Annotated in this window: 23 protein-coding genes; 6 read left to right on the top strand and 17 right to left on the bottom strand. The window is 51.4% G+C overall.

Annotated elements, in window-relative coordinates:
• Positions 1–4: 4 nt before the first annotated feature.
• Positions 5–970 (top strand): nitrilase family protein, encoded by a 966-nt coding sequence (locus tag ACYVBJ_RS02115; RefSeq protein WP_460980654.1) that lies wholly within the window; start codon positions 5–7, stop codon positions 968–970.
• A 46-nt stretch (positions 971–1016) separates the two neighbouring features.
• Here the strand turns inward: ACYVBJ_RS02115 and ACYVBJ_RS02110 are convergent, their stop codons facing one another.
• The 6 genes from ACYVBJ_RS02110 to ACYVBJ_RS02085 all read right to left on the bottom strand — a co-directional run bounded on the left by ACYVBJ_RS02110 (position 1017) and on the right by ACYVBJ_RS02085 (position 5248).
• Positions 1017–1706: an alpha/beta hydrolase gene (locus tag ACYVBJ_RS02110; protein WP_460980653.1), complete on the bottom strand. Its 690-nt coding sequence runs from the start codon at positions 1704–1706 to the stop codon at positions 1017–1019.
• A 2-nt stretch (positions 1707–1708) separates the two neighbouring features.
• A complete protein-coding gene (locus tag ACYVBJ_RS02105; protein WP_460980652.1) occupies positions 1709–2245 on the bottom strand; it encodes a DUF4442 domain-containing protein in 537 nt (178 codons plus the stop codon).
• A gap of 8 nt (positions 2246–2253) precedes the next feature.
• Positions 2254–2718 (bottom strand): DinB family protein, encoded by a 465-nt coding sequence (locus ACYVBJ_RS02100; RefSeq protein ID WP_460980651.1) that lies wholly within the window; start codon positions 2716–2718, stop codon positions 2254–2256.
• Positions 2719–2734: 16 nt separating this feature from the next.
• Entirely contained in the window at positions 2735–3142 is a 408-nt protein-coding gene (locus tag ACYVBJ_RS02095; protein WP_460980650.1) for a MarR family winged helix-turn-helix transcriptional regulator, read from the bottom strand.
• A gap of 89 nt (positions 3143–3231) precedes the next feature.
• Complete coding sequence (locus ACYVBJ_RS02090) at positions 3232–4224, bottom strand: bile acid:sodium symporter family protein (protein WP_460980649.1); 993 nt, start codon at positions 4222–4224, stop codon at positions 3232–3234.
• Positions 4225–4309: 85 nt separating this feature from the next.
• Entirely contained in the window at positions 4310–5248 is a 939-nt protein-coding gene (locus ACYVBJ_RS02085) for a Ppx/GppA phosphatase family protein (protein ID WP_460980648.1), read from the bottom strand.
• Between the two features lie 56 nt (positions 5249–5304).
• Between ACYVBJ_RS02085 and rpsU the strand changes: the two genes are divergently transcribed.
• The 3 genes from rpsU (at position 5305) to ACYVBJ_RS02070 (ending at position 7395) form a co-directional block, all read left to right on the top strand.
• A complete protein-coding gene (rpsU, locus tag ACYVBJ_RS02080; protein WP_077921676.1) occupies positions 5305–5502 on the top strand; it encodes a 30S ribosomal protein S21 in 198 nt (65 codons plus the stop codon).
• A 221-nt stretch (positions 5503–5723) separates the two neighbouring features.
• Entirely contained in the window at positions 5724–6638 is a 915-nt protein-coding gene (locus ACYVBJ_RS02075; RefSeq protein WP_460980647.1) for a tyrosine-type recombinase/integrase, read from the top strand.
• A gap of 82 nt (positions 6639–6720) precedes the next feature.
• On the top strand, positions 6721–7395 hold the full coding sequence (locus tag ACYVBJ_RS02070; protein WP_460980646.1) for an EboA domain-containing protein: 675 nt from the start codon (positions 6721–6723) through the stop codon (positions 7393–7395).
• Positions 7396–7421: 26 nt separating this feature from the next.
• On the opposite strand, the gene ACYVBJ_RS02065 is transcribed toward ACYVBJ_RS02070, so the two are convergent.
• Together ACYVBJ_RS02065 and ACYVBJ_RS02060 are read right to left on the bottom strand one after the other, a co-directional pair.
• Positions 7422–8099 (bottom strand): hypothetical protein, encoded by a 678-nt coding sequence (locus ACYVBJ_RS02065; protein WP_460980645.1) that lies wholly within the window; start codon positions 8097–8099, stop codon positions 7422–7424.
• A 4-nt stretch (positions 8100–8103) separates the two neighbouring features.
• Complete coding sequence (locus ACYVBJ_RS02060; RefSeq protein ID WP_460980644.1) at positions 8104–8775, bottom strand: DUF4136 domain-containing protein; 672 nt, start codon at positions 8773–8775, stop codon at positions 8104–8106.
• Positions 8776–8939: 164 nt separating this feature from the next.
• On the opposite strand from ACYVBJ_RS02060, the gene ACYVBJ_RS02055 reads away from it, so the two are divergent.
• A complete protein-coding gene (locus tag ACYVBJ_RS02055) occupies positions 8940–9872 on the top strand; it encodes a TatD family hydrolase (RefSeq protein WP_460980643.1) in 933 nt (310 codons plus the stop codon).
• 72 nt (positions 9873–9944) lie between these two features.
• On the top strand, positions 9945–10823 hold the full coding sequence (gene eboC, locus ACYVBJ_RS02050) for a UbiA-like protein EboC (protein WP_460980642.1): 879 nt from the start codon (positions 9945–9947) through the stop codon (positions 10821–10823).
• Positions 10824–10875: 52 nt separating this feature from the next.
• Here eboC and ACYVBJ_RS02045 read toward each other — a convergent pair whose 3' ends face one another.
• The 9 genes from ACYVBJ_RS02045 to ACYVBJ_RS02005 form a co-directional block, all read right to left on the bottom strand.
• Positions 10876–11307 carry a BrxA/BrxB family bacilliredoxin gene (locus ACYVBJ_RS02045; protein WP_460980641.1) on the bottom strand — a complete coding sequence of 144 codons (432 nt, stop codon included), beginning with the start codon at positions 11305–11307 and terminating at the stop codon, positions 10876–10878.
• 58 nt (positions 11308–11365) lie between these two features.
• Positions 11366–11677, bottom strand: coding sequence for a DUF59 domain-containing protein (locus tag ACYVBJ_RS02040; RefSeq protein ID WP_460980640.1), 312 nt, complete (start codon positions 11675–11677; stop codon positions 11366–11368).
• Positions 11678–11722: 45 nt separating this feature from the next.
• Entirely contained in the window at positions 11723–12148 is a 426-nt protein-coding gene (locus ACYVBJ_RS02035) for a SufE family protein (RefSeq protein WP_460980639.1), read from the bottom strand.
• A 2-nt stretch (positions 12149–12150) separates the two neighbouring features.
• On the bottom strand, positions 12151–12420 hold the full coding sequence (locus ACYVBJ_RS02030) for a type II toxin-antitoxin system RelE/ParE family toxin (RefSeq protein ID WP_460980638.1): 270 nt from the start codon (positions 12418–12420) through the stop codon (positions 12151–12153).
• Position 12421: 1 nt separating this feature from the next.
• On the bottom strand, positions 12422–12613 hold the full coding sequence (locus ACYVBJ_RS02025) for a hypothetical protein (RefSeq protein ID WP_460980637.1): 192 nt from the start codon (positions 12611–12613) through the stop codon (positions 12422–12424).
• Between the two features lie 20 nt (positions 12614–12633).
• Complete coding sequence (locus ACYVBJ_RS02020; RefSeq protein WP_460980636.1) at positions 12634–13872, bottom strand: SufS family cysteine desulfurase; 1239 nt, start codon at positions 13870–13872, stop codon at positions 12634–12636.
• A gap of 143 nt (positions 13873–14015) precedes the next feature.
• Entirely contained in the window at positions 14016–15341 is a 1326-nt protein-coding gene (gene sufD, locus ACYVBJ_RS02015; protein ID WP_460980635.1) for a Fe-S cluster assembly protein SufD, read from the bottom strand.
• Positions 15342–15445: 104 nt separating this feature from the next.
• Positions 15446–16198, bottom strand: a complete 753-nt coding sequence (gene sufC / locus ACYVBJ_RS02010; RefSeq protein WP_460980634.1) for a Fe-S cluster assembly ATPase SufC — start codon at positions 16196–16198, stop codon at positions 15446–15448.
• Positions 16199–16403: 205 nt separating this feature from the next.
• Positions 16404–17350 (bottom strand): hypothetical protein (locus tag ACYVBJ_RS02005; RefSeq protein ID WP_460980633.1); only part of this gene is annotated, 947 nt, incomplete at its 5' end.

Here is a 17350-nt window from a genome sequence, read left to right as displayed (position 1 = left end):
TGTTATGCAAACCCTTAAGATTGCAACCGCTCAGTTTGAGAACGCAAGCGGTGATAAAGACTATAACTTAAGCATCATTCGTGAGTTAGCCGCCAAAGCAGCTCGACAAGGGGCTCAGGTGGTGGCGTTTCACGAGTGCTCAGTGACGGGCTATACGTTTGCGCGAAATTTGTCCAGAGAGCAGATGCTGGAGCTGGCCGAGCCTATTCCCGACGGAAAAAGTATTCAGGCCCTAACGCAGATTGCCCGCGATAATGACATTGTGGTGCTGGCCGGACTGTTCGAAAAAGATGCGGATGATCAGCTTTTCAAAGCGTACGTATGCGTCGATAAAAACGGGCTGGTGGCCAAGTACCGCAAATTGCACCCGTTCATCAATCCGCACCTGCTGCCCGGCGATCAATACGTCGTGTTTGACCTCTACGGCTGGAAATGTGGTATCCTGATCTGTTACGACAATAACGTAGTAGAGAATGTGCGGGCTACGGCACTGTTAGGAGCCGACATTATTTTCATGCCGCACGTAACGATGCTGACCCCGTCGACCCGGCCGGGTGCCGGTTTTGCCGATCCGAACCTATGGCATAACCGCGAAAATGACTCGACTTCGCTACGTCTGGAATTCGATGGCATGAAAGGCCGGGCCTGGCTGATGAAATGGCTGCCCGCCCGCGCTTACGATAACGGGATATACGTTGTGTTTGCCAACCCGATTGGCATGGACGATGACCAACTCAAAAATGGCTGTTCGATGATTCTCGATCCGTTCGGCGATATTCTTGCCGAATGTCGTGAACTGGGCAACGATGTGGTTGTGGCTACCTGTACACCCGATAAACTCCAGAAAGCAGGTGGTTACCGTTACCGGAAAGCCCGGCGTCCAGACTTGTACAAAGACATTATTGGGCAGGAACACGAGCCAGAACAGAAAGTGGTCTGGCTAAATGCTGACGATAAGCCCGTTACGTAAGCATGGAAAGCCCGGGAACGACTTCACCCTACACGTTCTCGGGCTTTCAACGTTTATCTGGCGGGCCCGGCCTGCCGATCAGATGGGCGAGCACCATAGGCTCTACGCGGTGTCCGCCATCGTAAGCGGTTAGCTTTAATTGAGGTAAATCGGTCTGAAGTCGGCGTAAATAGCCTTCGGTGTCATCGAGCTGGACTATGTACTCATCCTGATGGCCGTATACGTAATGCGTATCAACCCCAGCTAACCGGGCAGGATCTATGAGTTCTGCTACTCCATTCGGAAAATAGCCGGCCCACAGGATCAGCCGATCAATCGGCATCAGACTCGCTGATAGCCAGCGGCAGGCGGTGGCGGCTCCCTGCGAAAACCCCAGCAACGTAATGTGCAGCGGAGGACGTCCTTGAACGGACTGATCGAAATTGCTTAAAACAGAAGTATATAACGTATTCAGGTAATAAACGAAGTCGTTGATTTCGTGCTGCTTGTCCTCTCGGGTTAGCCACGACGCACCAACTCGGTCGTACTGGCCATTCAGGTACGAGCGCGACAAGCCCTCCGGCACCACAATCAGCGTATGGCCGTCGTCCAGATTCGTAAACTTGCGGCTGAAATACTGCGCTAACTGGCCGAAACCATGCAGGCAAAACCAAAGGTGTGTCGTCTGGTCGTTTAGCTCGCCGAGGGTGTAATAACGGGCGGTACGTTGCACCGCCAGATGATACTCAAGTGCCATGCTTACTGGGGTTTAGGAAACCGTGACCGTTGCCGATCCCCTTTACGTTGCTCGTAGTGCTGCTTGTCGGCGACGTAGCAAAGCCGCTCGATTTCGGCGTAAACCGTGCCCGTGGCATCTTTCCATTGCAGCGTGAAGGTCCGCTCCGTCTGACCGTTAGCCGCTACGTCCTGCCGGATAGCGTCGATATCCGCATCCGTGATCAGGCAGCTGGCGTAGAGCGTAACGCGGGCTGGTTTCCGGAACCGGATATTGGCCGCTTTGTCCCAGACAACGTAGCGTGGCCCCAGAATCCGCAGCAACATGAGCATGTAGAACGGATCGGCGGCTGCGAACAGGCTGCCACCGAAGATGGTACCGACGTAGTTGTACGTCCAGATGTTTCGTCGTAACCGCAAATGAACCTCGCGCGAATCGCCTGACCAGAACAGAATTTTACCACCTGTTCCGAAGAACATCGGATACCAGTTCATCAGCGTCCGAAAGCGCCAGGTTTTGAACGACTCGATGCGGCTCGTTTGCAGAAAAGACGGTGGCATGGCGTTGTTCAGGCTGCGTATAACTCAAATACCTGCCCTTTTTTTATGGCCTGAGCGATCTGGCCCGCGTGATACGAGTTGTGATGCATCAGAAAGGACAGCACGCTCATCCGCGAGGTCTCGCCAAAGGGCGAAGGGATTAGTTCTGCCCATTGCGCATCGCTGGTTTGCCGAATGTGCTCCGCAATCATGGCGTAGCTCTCGCTGACCATTTGCCGGATCGAATCCAAATCGAGCGGGGGGCCGACGTCCGAAACACCACCTGATGCCTGCGTATCGATGGTGACTGACCGCCCAAACAGCATTTTGGCAAAGTGGTGCATGGTTTCTGCGGTGTGAAGGGCGATGAAGCCAGCCGAAGCGGTTGCGGGTGTCAGGCGATTGCGGTAGTTCTCCGGTGTCAGTTTCTGGATCGGTCCGGTGGCCGATGCCTGGTTTAGCTGCCAGAGCTGGGTTAAGAGTTCGGTTGTCATACGAATTGATGGCGGATTAAGAATTAGATTTTTGTAAAAGCTTATTGGAGAAAACAGAAAGGCCCTCGACGGCTTCGCGACCCAGCTCCTCGTGAACCTGCGCGTTCAGCACCTTCCAGATCTTATGGCATCGCTTGGCCAGCTGCGTACCCGTTTCGGTTAAGAACAGCCCTTTCCGGCGGTTGTCCGTTAGCCATCCGTTCCGTTGGAGTAGTTGTACGTCCCGGCTCATGGCTGACTTTTCGATCTGCAATAGCTTTGACAGCTCAGCTTGTTTGATGCCGGGTTTGGCGAAAATGTGCATCAGCAGTCCAGCCTGCGCGAACGTAACGCCTTCGGCTGCAAAGGCATCGTTGTAACGACCGCTTACCATCCGGGTCAGCATGCGCAGCCGGCCAGCTATACAATACGTTTCTGGATTCATGCCGTAAACATGGAGAGATAAAGTTGTATATACAACTTTATCTTAAAAAACAGTGCCCCATCCATTGGAGGGGCACCTGATCTAATTTGTTAAGTCGCTGTTTGCGGAGTCGATGTCGGCGCTACGGGAACTTCTTTCGGTGGCCGCTGGCTCCAGAACGTAGCCAGCAATGAACCCGTGGTGTTCATGATCGGGCCGAAGAGGGCAGGGGCGAGACCGACGGTGGCTACTTTGCCCATCTGCACGGCAATGCCTGAGGCTAAGCCGCCATTTTGCAGACCTACTTCCAGGGCAACAGTCCGGCTGCTTTGTTCATCCATACCAAACAGTCGGGCGCTCCAGTAGCCTAGGAAAAAGCCGGTCAGGTTATGAATCAACACGCACAGGGCCAGCGTCCAGCCAACGGTGAGCAGACTGTCGCGACCAGCCGCCGTGATGATGGCGACGATCAGCACAATGCCCGCCATTGAAATCAAGGGCATAATCCGATTGATTACTACGGCCGACTTATGGAAAACGCGGTTCAGGATCAGGCCAACCACGACGGGCAGAATAACGATCTCAGTGATGTGAATCATCATATCCCAGAAGCGGATCTCGATAAACTGACCGGCCAGCAACTTCATCAACGCGGGCATCAGGAACGGCGCAAGCAGGGTCGCCAGGGTTGTAATCGTGATCGAAAGCGGGACGTTGGCCTTGGCAATGTAACACATAACGTTCGAGGCCAGACCGCTCGGCGAGCAGCCAATCAGCACAACGCCAGCCGCAATTTCGGGCGGGAACTTAAATACGTTAGCCAGCGTGAAACCCAGTAGGGGCATAATCAGAAAATGGCACGACACGCCGATAAGTACCGCCCGAGGCTGTTTGATTACGCCTTCAAAATCTTTGATCGACATGGTGGTGCCCATGCCCAGCATAATGATTTGCAGCAAGGGAACAATTAGTCGTTTCAATTGAAAATCACTGACTTGAGTGAAAGGCCCCGGAAATGCCAGAGCCGTAGCTACGGCCACAATGATTAAAGCGGTGTAGATCAGGTTGCGGTACGACGAGCGTTCGTTTGTTTCAGCTTTCATAGAGACGGCCTGGGTGGCCACGTCCAGGCAGGGAAGATGTACGCTACTGGATGTGGCCATCCAGGCTAACACCAAAAGCGTTTACTCAGACCAAGCTACTCAAAACTCCTTCTTTTAATGAGTACGTTGAGGTTTTAATGGCGGGAATATGATACGTTTTCAGGACGTAGTCAATGAGGCATACGGCCACAACGATCATGTCGACACGCAGTTCGATCATGCCCGGAATCTGCATGCGCTCCTCGCGGTTACGACTGATAAGCTGTTCGTAGGCGCGGTAAAACTCGGTAACGGGCAGGTCAAAAGCGGTTTGGTCAGCCGGGGGCAGATGGCCCTGCTCGTGCATGAACCACATGTCGACGAGCGTATCGAATGTGCCCGACGACCCAACCAGTACGGCGGGCTGATATTGGTGAATGGCGTTGGCCAGTGGCAGCAACTGATCCTGAAAATAGGTATGCAACCGGTTAATGCTGCCTGGAGTAATCGGATCAGAACGGTCCGGCGCTCCGGGCATAAAGCGCTCGAGAAGCCGCTGCCCGCCAATTTCAAAACTTTGTTTCCAGAAAATGCGGTGCTGATTACCCAGAATAAATTCGACGCTTCCGCCCCCAATGTCTATGACGAGGGCGGTTCGATCGTCGAGAGAGCCGGCAGCCCAAACGCCTTTGTAAATGTATTCAGCTTCCTGATCGCCCGAGACAACCTGAACTGACAGGCCGGTTGCGTCACGAACCCGGTCGATGAACTCCTGTTGATTGCGGGCCACCCGAATGGCACTGGTCCCGATGGTGGCCACGCGGTCGGGCGCTATGTTGTGTTGATCGATTACCTCGCGGAAATAGGTCAGTACGGTCAGGGCCCGTTCAATACCTTCCTGAGTGATAATGCCTTGATTGATACCCGCCTGACCAATTTTAGCCGGTCGGCTTTCGCGGAATAGGGTTCGATAGGCTGTTTCCTGTTTTTCGACAATGAGCAGGTGAAATGTATTCGTGCCTAAGTCAATAATGGCTTGCTTCATAGCTGCAAAGCTATTACCTTTGCTACCCGTTTTAGCTAAAACACAACATTTAACACATGCTTATCATTAACGTAAAAGACAACGAGTCGATTGACAAGGCCCTGAAGCGCTTCAAAAAGAAGTTCGAAAAAACGGGCGTGTTGCGGCAGTTGCGGGCGCGGACGGCTTTCCAGAAACCGTCGGTAAAGCGTCGCACCGAGATCATCAAAGCTACCTACAAGGAGCGGATGTACGGTAACCACACGGAGCAATAGAGGTCACCCATCTGAGCGTCGGCCTGGCCGGAATTAATTTGTGGTGTGCAGTTAGTCGGATATTGTTGAATGCGCAGTCAGCAGTATAACCGAGACTAACCAAGAGATAAGAGCAGCAGGCAGTAATGTCTGCTGCTTTTTTATTGCCCCCGGTTTCCTGCAAAAGCACATGAAAATAAAGTAGTTTTGTTTACGTCTCAATCGAGAGGTACGCTCCGCTTATGAATCCAACCGAACAGTCCTTAACGGCCGATTTTCTGCAGCACATCCGCTACGAAAAGCGGTTAAGCCACCATACGCTGACGGCCTACACCAACGATCTGGAGCAATTCAGTACGTTTCTGGCCGCAGAATGCAACATTAACCAGCCGGAGAAGGCCGATTTTCGGCACATCCGTTCCTGGATTGTGAGTTTGGTTGAAGGCGGCATGGACAAATCGTCGGTGAATCGCAAGATCGCTACGTTGCGGAGCTTTTACGGGTATCTGCTCCGGCAGAAACGAATCGATGCTGATCCGACAACGAAAGTGCAGGCGTTGAAAGCCAGTAAAAAGCTGCCGATCTACGTCGAGGAAAAGCCGATGGAAACCTTGCTGAACGAAGTCGATTTTCCGGATACGTTCGAAGGGGTTCGGGATAAGCTGGTGCTTGAATTATTGTACGGTACGGGTATTCGGTTAAGCGAACTCATCAGCCTGAAAATGGCGGACGTGAATCTGTACGACCGGACCATACTGGTTCTGGGAAAGCGAAATAAACACCGCGTTGTGCCCTTAACGCAGCCGCTGTTCGAGTTAATCCAGCAGTACAATCAGTTTAAAGAAAAGGAGTTCTCGGCTCAGGCCAATGGGGTGTACCTGATCGTCAGTGATAAAGGTGTAGCCGCGTATCCGGTGCTGATCCAGCGTATTGTTAAACGGCACCTCGACCTGGTTACGACCCTCGAAAAGAAGAGTCCGCACGTCTTACGGCATAGTTTCGCTACGCATCTGCTGAACCGGGGAGCGGACTTGAACGCCATCAAGGACCTGCTCGGCCACAGTAGCCTGGCCGCTACGCAGATTTATACGCATACGAGTTTAGAGCAGTTGAAAAAAACCTACGATCAGGCGCATCCGAAGGCGAAATTAAAGTAAGACGAACGCTGGTTCGTGTTTATAACGCATAAAGGGCACAGGATAGCGATACTGTCCGTGCCACCGTTCGTACCTTTGCGCTATGAACATTCTTTCGATGAGCCAAACGCTGTTCTACCTGATCGAACAGCAACCCGATTCGCAAAAAGCAGTTTCTTACCTTCAGCAACAGGCCGATTCGTTTCAGGCAAACCCCCAAACGTCGCACTTCTACCGCGTCTTTACCGCCATGCCCCGGTTTGTGGGTAAGCGGTCCATCGACGTACCGCAGGATATTAATTTCGCCCTGGAACGTATTCGGACCGGCTTTACCGTAACCGGCTGGACGCTGGATCGCCTGGCCCGCGTGTGGTGGTTGCTGCAACTGCCTGCCGACGATCAGACCAGTTACGTCCGAACGATTACTGAGCTGTTCAGAGCGGGGGAACTGAACGAACTCGTGGCGTTGTACTCGGCTTTGCCGGTGCTGGCGTATCCGGAAGCCTGGCGTTTTCAGGCAACGGAGGGCATTCGCAACAACATCGCCGATGTGCAGTCGGCGATTATGCTCCAGAATCCTTACCCCGCCGATTACTTCGACGAAGCCGCCTGGAATCAGCTTATTATGAAAGCCTTCTTTACAGATAAGGACGTAACGCAAATCATCGGTCTGGACGAACGTAAAAACGCCCGACTGGCCAGAACGCTCGCCGATTACGCGGCTGAACGTCGGGCTGCCGGGCGCAGTTTACCGCCAAACATTGAGCGACTTATGTAAAACGGACCGTCCGCGTTACGTTACCACTAGTACCACCGATAGACGATCCCGGCCGACAGCAGCAACGATGGGCTGTTGTTTTTTAACAGATCATAATTAAAGAATACCTGCTGGTACTGGGCCTGAATCTCAGCGCCGAAGCCCTGCTCACGCTTGCCGTAGTATTTGACCCCAATAGAAGGCGCAATGGCGGCTTTAAAACCGTTCTGCTGGTCGGCTAACGTACCGAAGAAGTTCGTGTAATCCACGAATGCACCACCGCCCGCCATCTGAACGTAGGGGCGAATGGCTGCGGCATTATCAGCAAAGTAATAGGATAGCGATGCCATGGCCGGAATAACCGTTAACGTACGGGTTTGTACGGCCGATACTTCCTGCCCGCTATTGCCCGATACAAAGCTGTAGGTTTGCCGCCCCAGGCGTTGCTGGTTGTATTGATAGCCGGTTTTGAGGCCGATCGAAAACCGCTGCGGGAAGAGCCATTCGCCTTCTAACGCAAAGTTAGCTGGCGAGATCCGGTCGATGTAGCCCTTCGTACCACCGAGCGGAACGGACACTCCGTAACGGGCGGCAAAATTGAACGTTACGTATTGTTGATAGGGAGAAGCCAGTATGCCTGCGTATTCGTCGCGGTCTGGCGTATTCTGAGCCCAGGCCGCTGTAGTCAGCGTAACCAGAGCAATTAATGCGATTATGCGTTTCATGATGTTAGCGTGCTGCCTGTAAGTAAGGAGATTGGTTAAAAATAGCGGTTAAAGCCTGGTCAACCGCTTCGGCGTTGGGAACATCGGTGCCCCGGATGGTGGCGTCATAAATGACGTTCAACTGAGGCTGTTGATTGGTACCCGTTGCGGGCCGATTTTTCAGATCAACGATCTGAATCTCCCAGTACCGATCGCTGACCTGATACGTATAATACGATGGATAATACGGAGAATAGCCGCCGAATCCTCCAAACCCACCGCCATACCAGTAGTTGGAATAGTACGAGCCGTACGGATCAACACCAACGCCCGTATACCGATTGTTTACCCGAATCACTGCAACCCCCAGATCGGCCGTTTGTCCCTGATTCGTCCGCTGGAAGCCACGGCTGGTCAGGGCGTTGGCTACACCCGATATAAAGCGGCTTTCGACCGTTCCCAGCGAGGTTTGGTAGCCCGTGTTTGACTCAATGACGACTGAATCGGGCAGACTGAATGTGCGATACTGACTGAAGTTCACCGACCGGTCGTAGTTGGTAATATAGACCGGGTTATCTGCCGGGCTCAGATCGTTTAGTGCATTCTCCCGGCAACTGGTCATCCCACCCAGAATTGTTGCCAGCAGAACTGCGTAGAGGCCTATTCGTTTTTGCTTTAGCTGTTGAAGCGTTTTCATAAGTTAATTGTTGTTTAACTATCTATAAAACGAATAGAGTTATCGGAGGTTTACACGAATTGCATTAGAATTTGCTTAAAGGCATGTAGAAATCGTACCCGTATCTTTGTCGAACTTTGCTCACCCTTAGTGGTGGGTTTATTGATTACTCTAGAGAAGAACCTATGGATTTTATGGACTCTATCCGTGGCATGACGTTTTTCGACATGCACGTTCACATGACTTCCCGCACGACCGACGATTATCAGGCGATGGCCGATGCTGGTGTCGTTGCTATGATTGAACCTGCCTTTTGGCTAGGCCAGCCACGTACGGGCGTGGACTCGTTTCGGGATTATTTCGCAAGCCTGGTCGGTTGGGAGCGGTTTCGGGCCTCGCAGTTCGGGATTCGGCACTATTGCACCATTGGTCTCAACTCGAAAGAAGCCAATCAGGAAGAATTAGCCGAACAGGTTATGGAAATTCTGCCGCTTTTCATCTATAAAGAAGGCGTGGTTGGCGTTGGCGAAATCGGGTTCGATGATCAGACAGCCGCCGAGGATAAGTACTACCGGGCGCAGCTGGAATTGGCCCGAGAAGCGAACCTGCCCGTACAGATCCATACGCCCCACCGGGATAAAAAACAGGGTACCAGCCGCAGTATGGACATTGCTATTGAGCACGGAATAGACCCCGGCATGGTCATTGTCGATCACAACAATGAGGAGACAGTACGTGAAGTACTGGATCGTGGATTTTGGGCGGGTTTTACTATTTATCCGTTTACCAAGATGGGAAATGAGCGTATGGTCGAGATTGTCAGGCAGTATGGACCCGAGCGGATTATGATCAACTCTGCCGCTGATTGGGGTATCAGCGATCCGTTGGCTGTTCCTAAAACGGCTGCCCTGATGAAGCAGCGCGGTATTTCGGAGGAAGCCATCCGGCTTGTTACGTTCGCGAACGCCGTCACGGCCTTTGCGCAAAGCGGTCAGCTAAGTCTGGAGGAGTTAACCCAACCGATGAACATCGACCAAAGCCAGCGCTATAACGGTAGTTCCGTACTACGTGGTGGACAAGCTCCTCGGGTTGATAAAGAGTCAACGATCATTAAATAATATTGGGCGAATAAGCGAATCGATGATTGAGCGGAAGCTAGTCACTTGTTCGATTATTCACTCAATTACTCAATGAAACTAAAAGCCCTTATTTCTCTCACTCGCCCGGCTAATCTGGTAACGGCTATTGCCGACGTATTGGCGGGGATGGCTATTGCCGGTTATTTTTTGAACGAAGCACCTCCGGCACCTCCTGTAGGCTGGCTTTCTTTGGCTACCGTATGTCTATATGGTGGAGGAGTTGTTTTTAATGATGTATTCGATGCGGAGTTAGATGCCATTGAACGGCCAGAACGGCCCATTCCGAGTGGAGTGGTTAGCAAAACTACGGCGACTATTCTCGGTTCCGTTTTGCTGATGGTAGGGATTCTAGCCTCACTTCTGGTAAATCAGGTTGCTGGGCTGTTAGCAGTAGGTATTGCGGTAGCGTCGCTTGTTTATGATCGCTACGGGAAGCACCATACGTTGCTTGGACCGATAAATATGGGTCTTTGTCGTGGACTGAACCTGTTGCTGGGCGTGAGTATTCTACCTGATCAGGTCTTACCCTGGCTTTGGGTAGGCATCGTACCCATTGTGTACATAGCAGCTATTACGATGATTAGCCGTGGCGAAGTGCACGGTGGTAGTCCTCTAACGTTGCGGGCGGCTGGTATTCTTTATGCGCTGGTTATCGGTTGCGTAGCCGCCTTGGCCCAACGCCGACAGCAATTAGGTACGGCTCTGCCATTTTTACTCTTGTTCGGCTACTACATTTTTCCTCCGTTATGGCGAGCTGTCCGGGAGCCCATTGGTAGAAATATCGGCATGGCGGTGAAAGCAGGAGTGCTGTCGCTGATTGTGATGAATGCGGCCTGGGTAGCGGCCTTTGCTCCGTTTCCGCTGGCGATGCTGGTCTTTTGTCTGTTGCCCTTGTCGCGGCTGTTGGCAAAAGTCTTTGCCGTCACATAAACCAAAAGCCCCGCTCATAACAGCGGGGCTTTTGCTTGTTACAGAACAACGCTTACGCGTTGGCAGGGGTACAAAACTCTTCGAGCGCCATTTCAAGGTGCTGCGCAATCATCTGTGCCGACCGGCCTTCAATGTGGTGACGCTCAATAAAATGAACCAGCTCACCATCTTTAAAAATACCAATCGCCGGCGATGATGGCGGATAAGGAAGCAGATACTCCCGCATTTTGGCGGTAGCGTCAACGTCGCCACCCGCAAATACGGTGACCATTTTATCGGGCTTCACAGCGCTGGCTGCTAAAGCCGCTTTTACGCCTGGGCGGGCGGCTCCGGCTGCGCAACCGCAAACCGAATTGACCACAACCAGCGTGGTACCCTTTGTGTTCTCCATCGTGTTCACTACGTCGTCTGGAGTCGTTAATTCTTCGAACCCAACGCTGGTCAGGTCTTCCCGCATTGGGACAAGCAAATGAGGAGGATACATAGTTGATTTATGAATTTTGAATTACGATATACAGTTTAAGAGCGGTAATGGTTGTGCATTACATAAAGCCAAGCTCCAGCTTAGCCACTTCCGACATCAGTTCGGTTGAGTAAGGAGGATCGAACGTCAGCTCAACACTTACGTCGTTGACGCCCTCGATTGCCCGAACTTTCTCTTCGATCTCGACAGGTATTGAACCGGCCGAAGGGCAGGAGGGGGAAGTCAGCGTCATCAGAATATAGACGTTATTAACCGGGAATATTTTGATGTCATAAATCAGCCCCAGTTCGTATACATCCACTGGAATTTCTGGGTCGTACACGCCTTTCAAAGCCATTACAACCTGTTCTTTCAATTCAGCTTCGTTCATTGCCGTGTCTTGTTAGTAGGCGTTTCTGTGTTCGGTGAGTAATCGTCAGGCCGCTTTTTCGTAGGCCCGACCGTATGCTTTCATGCGTTCAATCATCGACGCCAGGCCACCAGCCCGTAACGATGTGATCAGGTTTCCCATACCAACTCGTGGTATGAAATACAGGTCAGCGGTGGCAATATCCTCCGGTTTTTCGCCCGAAAGTACCCGAATCAATAAGCTGATCAGACCTTTTGAAATCTGAGCGGTAGGCTCAGCATCTCCATAGAAATACAGATTGTCCCCTTTCAGTTCGGCATCTACCCAAACTTTCGACTGGCAACCCATAATCCGGTTCTCGTCCGTTTTGGCCGACTCCGACATAGGTGGCAACTTCTTGCCCAGGTCAATAATGTACTGCGTCTTGTCGAGTTGATCCTCGAACAAGTCAAATTCTTCTATAATCTCGTCCTGTTTCTCGTTGATAGTCATGCTTAGAGTTTACCTAATTGGCTAGCTTGATGACGAACAGCCATAACAGTTATCATATCGTGAAGATAGATGCATAATAAGCGATAATCACCTACCAGCATTTCCCTAAAGTGGCTTAACTCTTTTTCCGGAACCATGCGGCCCATTTCTGGGAATAACTCCAGCAGTGACAACTTCTTGGTTAACCCGTTCGACCAATTATCGACATAAGCTAATGGAGAGCGTGAGAGATAATGTAATAACGCAGATCTTCTTTGGCTTCGTCCGTCCAAATTATCGGCATTCTTGCATCCATTCTTTCATTTCGCGCATAACAGCTTCGTTAGTATGGCCTTTGCCCTTTCCTGTTTCCTCCATGGCTTTCTCGTAACGATCCAAGATGATTAACCGCTCAACGGCCTCATCCAGGGAGATTTTTTCTGGTAACTGCCGAAAGGTTTCGACAATAGCAGCGGTACTTATCATAGAAGATAATAGGTTAGCAATTACGACATCATTTTCTGTACCCGGCGCAGCCCCTGAACAAGCTTGTCGACCTCGTCTCTGGTGTTATAAACGGCAAAGGAGGCCCGGGTAGTTCCGGCAATACCAAAGCGGTGCATCAGGGGTTGGGTGCAATGGTGACCCGTGCGTACGGCAATACCCTGCTGGTCAAGTATCACGCCGATGTCCTGATGATGGATACCGTCCATAACCCACGAAATTACGCCAATCTTATTCTTCGCCTGGCCAATGATACGTAATCCATCCAGTTCGCTGAGCTGCTCGGTGGCATACTGAAGCAAATCATGCTCGTGAGCCGCAATGTTTTCTTTGCCCAGATTCGCCATGTATTCCAACGCCGTTTTAACCGCCACTACGTCGGCGATGTTAGGTGTACCGGCTTCAAACTTATAAGGAATGTCGTTATAGGTTGTTTTCTCGAACGTCACCTCCTTAATCATTTCGCCACCACCCCGGTAAGGCGGCATCGCGTCCAGAATAGCTTTCTTGCCATATAGAACGCCCATGCCCGTCGGGCCGTACAGCTTATGGGCCGAGAAGACGTAAAAGTCGGTATCCAGCGCCTGCACATCGAGGTCAAGGTGAGAGCTGGCCTGTGCCCCGTCAATCAGCACAACCGCGCCTACGGCGTGTGCTTTGTCGATAATGGTCTTGACCGGATTAATCGTGCCTAGCGAGTTCGATACGTGAACGACCGAAACAAACTTTGTACGTTCGGAAAGCAGCTTCTCGTATTCTTCCAGAATAAGCTCCCCGTTATCATCAACCGGAATGACTCGCAATATGCAGCCACGCTCTTCGCAGAGCATCTGCCAGGGAACGATGTTGGAGTGGTGCTCCATCCCGGAGATAATAATCTCATCACCTTCGCCCAGAAAACGGCGGCCATACGTCTGTGCGACCAGATTAATGCCATCCGTCGTACCGTAGGTAAAGATGATCTCTTCCCAGTGTTTGGCGTTAAGAAACTGTTGGATGGCCCGGCGCGATGCTTCAAAGGCCGCAGTGGCCTGCTCTGCGAGATGGTGAATGCCCCGGTGAATATTGGCATTGTAGCCCTCATAATAACGGGTCAACGCATTGATGACTGGTATAGGCTTCTGGTTGGTGGCTGCGTTGTCAAAATAGACTAGCGGCCGACCGTTGATCTGTTGGTCGAGGACTGGGAAATCCCGGCGAATTCGCTGAATGTCTAACGTACTATCTATTGCCGATTGCATACGAAGTCGTGAAGGTTGTACTATACAGACAACAAGTCAGGTGGGGGAAAGGTGCGTTGTGGGCAACAATGAGTAATGGCCGATGAAGAATGTAAACCAAGTTAAGGCGACTACATTCTTCATTGGCCATTAGTAGTGAACAACTATTTCGTCAGCTTCTGCGTAACAACCCGTTCCAGGTATTCGCGTATCGACTGAATTTTGATCTGACTTAAAACATCCTGCGAGAACGCATAAAGCAATAATGTCTGCGCATCCGCTTTGGGAATCCCCCGCGACCGCATGTAGAACAAGGCTTCGTCGTTAAGCTGACCCGTAGTGGTGCCGTGCGAACACTTCACGTCATCCGCAAAAATCTCAAGCTGAGGTTTGGTGTTCATTGAAGCGCCCGGCGATAGCACTACGTTCTTACACGATTGATAGGCATTGGTTTTCTGCGCATCAGGACGAACATAGATTTTACCGTTGAAAACGCCCGTGCTGTTATCGTCCAGTATGCCTTTATACAGCTCGTTACTGTATGAGTTAGGCATCGCGTGATCGACAAGTGTATGGTTATCGACGTGCTGACGGCCATTCGGCATGTATAACCCGTACATGAAAGCCTCGGCGTATTGACCGCCAAGCACGATGTTCAGGTTGTTACGAACGAAATTTCCGTTAAGCGTTACCGTTGCTGAATAAAAATGGCTGTTTTCGGTCTGGCTGACCTGCGTAGTTCCGATATGATACGCTTTGTCCGTCTCATCCTGAACTTTGTAGTACTGCATCCTGGCGTCGCGGTCGAGCACAATTTCGGTGACGACGTTGACAAAACTTGATCGCTGGCCCAACGTACGGTAAGATTCAGCCATCATGACCTCCGCGTTCTTACCAACAATAACCAGGTTGCGGGGTTGAGACGCTACGTTGGCTTCGCGGGCATCGGTAATAAAGCGCAAAATGATCGGCTGTTCAACGATGGCATTAGCGGGTACCCGAATAACAACTCCGTCGCTGGCCAGCGCGGTGTTTAGGGCCGTGAAGGCATTATCCTGGTAGTCGGCGTAACGCGCAAAGTGCGATCCGATGAAATCAGGTTCTGTTTTCAGGGCTTCGGCCAGATTTGTTATCTGAACCTGTTCCGCCGGGCTTATAATTTTAGACAGCTCGGGTTTGTAAACGCCGTTGACAAAATACAGTACGTTGCCATCGAGGTTAGGAATTTCCAGCAGCGCAAGGTCTGAGGCCGAAAACGTCGATTGGCTGTCGAGCTCAAAAGCCTCTTTCAACAGACTGCTGACGTTCGAGTATTTCCATTCTTCGTGACGGATCGTCGGAAAGCCCAGCAGCTCAAACTGCTTCAGAGCTGCCCGACGAACCTGATGAAGCGGAGTTTTGCTTTCTCCGTTCATGCGTTCTTCGTTGGTTCGGAAGGCCGCCAGTAACTGGTCTTTAAACTCGTTATAAGAGGAGTAAGAAGGAGTCATAGTTGGTTGTCATTAAGTGGTCATTCAAAGGTCGTCAGCTAGTCATTTCTTGTTCGTGTTCCTAAAATGACTACGTAATGACGATACATGACAGCAAATGACGATTAGATTTCGACTTCGGCTTTGATCCAGTCGTACCCTTTCTCTTCGAGCTCGAGGGCCAGTTCTTTCGGACCAGACTTTACAATGCGACCTTTGTACAGCACGTGTACGTAATCAGGCACGATGTAATCAAGTAAGCGCTGATAGTGCGTTACCACGATCGTTGCCCGTTCGGGGGAACGTAGTTTGTTTACACCATCGGCGACAATCCGCAGGGCGTCAATGTCAAGGCCTGAGTCGGTCTCATCCAGAATTGCCAGTTTCGGTTCGAGCATGGCCATCTGAAAAATCTCATTCCGTTTCTTTTCGCCACCCGAAAAGCCTTCGTTCAGCGAACGGCTTAACAGCGACTGGTCGATGTTCACCAACTTCATCTTTTCTTTCATCAGTTTCAGAAACTGCACCGCATCGAGGGATTCCTGCCCGTGATACTTGCGAATTTCGTTCATGGCTGTTTTCAGAAAGTTCGTCGTGCTAACGCCCGGAATTTCGATTGGGTACTGAAAGGCCAAGAAAATTCCTTCAGCAGCCCGCTCTTCGGGCGACATATCGAGTAAGTCTTTCCCTTCGAACAAGACGCTGCCGCCCGTTACGTCATAATCTTCACGACCTGCCAACACGGAGGCTAACGTACTCTTACCGGCTCCATTGGGACCCATAATAGCGTGAACCTCACCGGCATTGACTTCCAGGCTGAGACCGTTAAGTATTTGTTTGTCCCCAATAGAGGCTTGTAAATTGCTGATGGATAACATAATAGGTTGTATCGTGACGGCACAAATAAAGCCGCAAAGTTAACAGAGGAAATGGTATCTGTCCTGATACGTTAACAAAATCAGGAAGTTAAAAGTTGACTCGGCTACGCTTATTCTTGAAAAGCCGATCGGCCTTGTCCGTTCAGCACAGAAAATCCACCATAGGCCTATGGTGGATTTTCTGTGCTGATAATGTCCGTATTGACTAACGGCCTCCTATTCCAGGAACGCCCGGTGATGGGGTGGCTGGCTCATTTCTGTGCAGCCCACGCTTTATTTGTTTCACTACGTATGGAATGCAGGCTGTGGTTGGGCAACCGCATACTGTTGGCGTTAGCCGGACGGTTACGTCTGTGAAACAGGTTGCTGTGCTGTATACGCGCACCGTGTACTGTTTTGGCGCAGCCGGATTTGCCAGGTTGCTGGCAATGACACCATTGACCGGGATCGCCGTGGCGGCTCCTGACAGCGATGCCTCCGGATTAAAGACCGCGCCCTCTGAATACTGATATATGTAAGCAGGGTTGAAGTCAGCCAGAATAATCAGCGCATTAGCCTGAGGAGCGTTATTGAGACAACCAGCCTGTATGGCCCTGGCCGTGAAAACAGGCTGAATACAGGGGGCTATATCAGCAGCTGGCGCAACATACGTGGTACTCGCCGGACCGTATGCTGCGCCAGTGGCAGTAATGGTCCGATTTCCAGTTCCTTTGATGAGTCCTGTCAGGCTGAAGCTAGCACTGGTTTGTCCATCTGCCACGACAACGGTGGTTGAAAATTGACCGTCGGTAACGACTAGTATTCCTGCTTTGGCATTGGTTAGCGCCATCGTTCCGGAAAGTGCACACTCGTTGGTAACCGTTGAGCACTCAACCTGGGTAACGGCTATAGTCATCGTCGGCGGGACTGAGCAGGAAGCTGGTGCGGTGTAAGTAAGGCTGGTCGGGCTATAGCCTTGTCCACTCGCTGAGAGGGTATGCGAGCCTGTGCCTAAGCTGAGCCCCGTTAAGCTGAAGATTACACTGCTTTGCCCGCCACTCACCGAGACCACCTGGCTCACGCTCCCATCGGTGATGGTGAGTGAGCTGGCTACGGCGTTGGTCAAGGACACTGTACCGCTAACACTGTACTGGTTAGTGGCCGATAAACACT

The organism is Spirosoma fluminis (genome assembly GCF_054778895.1).
The sequence above is the reverse complement of the archived record's forward strand: the minus strand, read 5'-3'. Positions and strand labels throughout refer to the sequence as shown.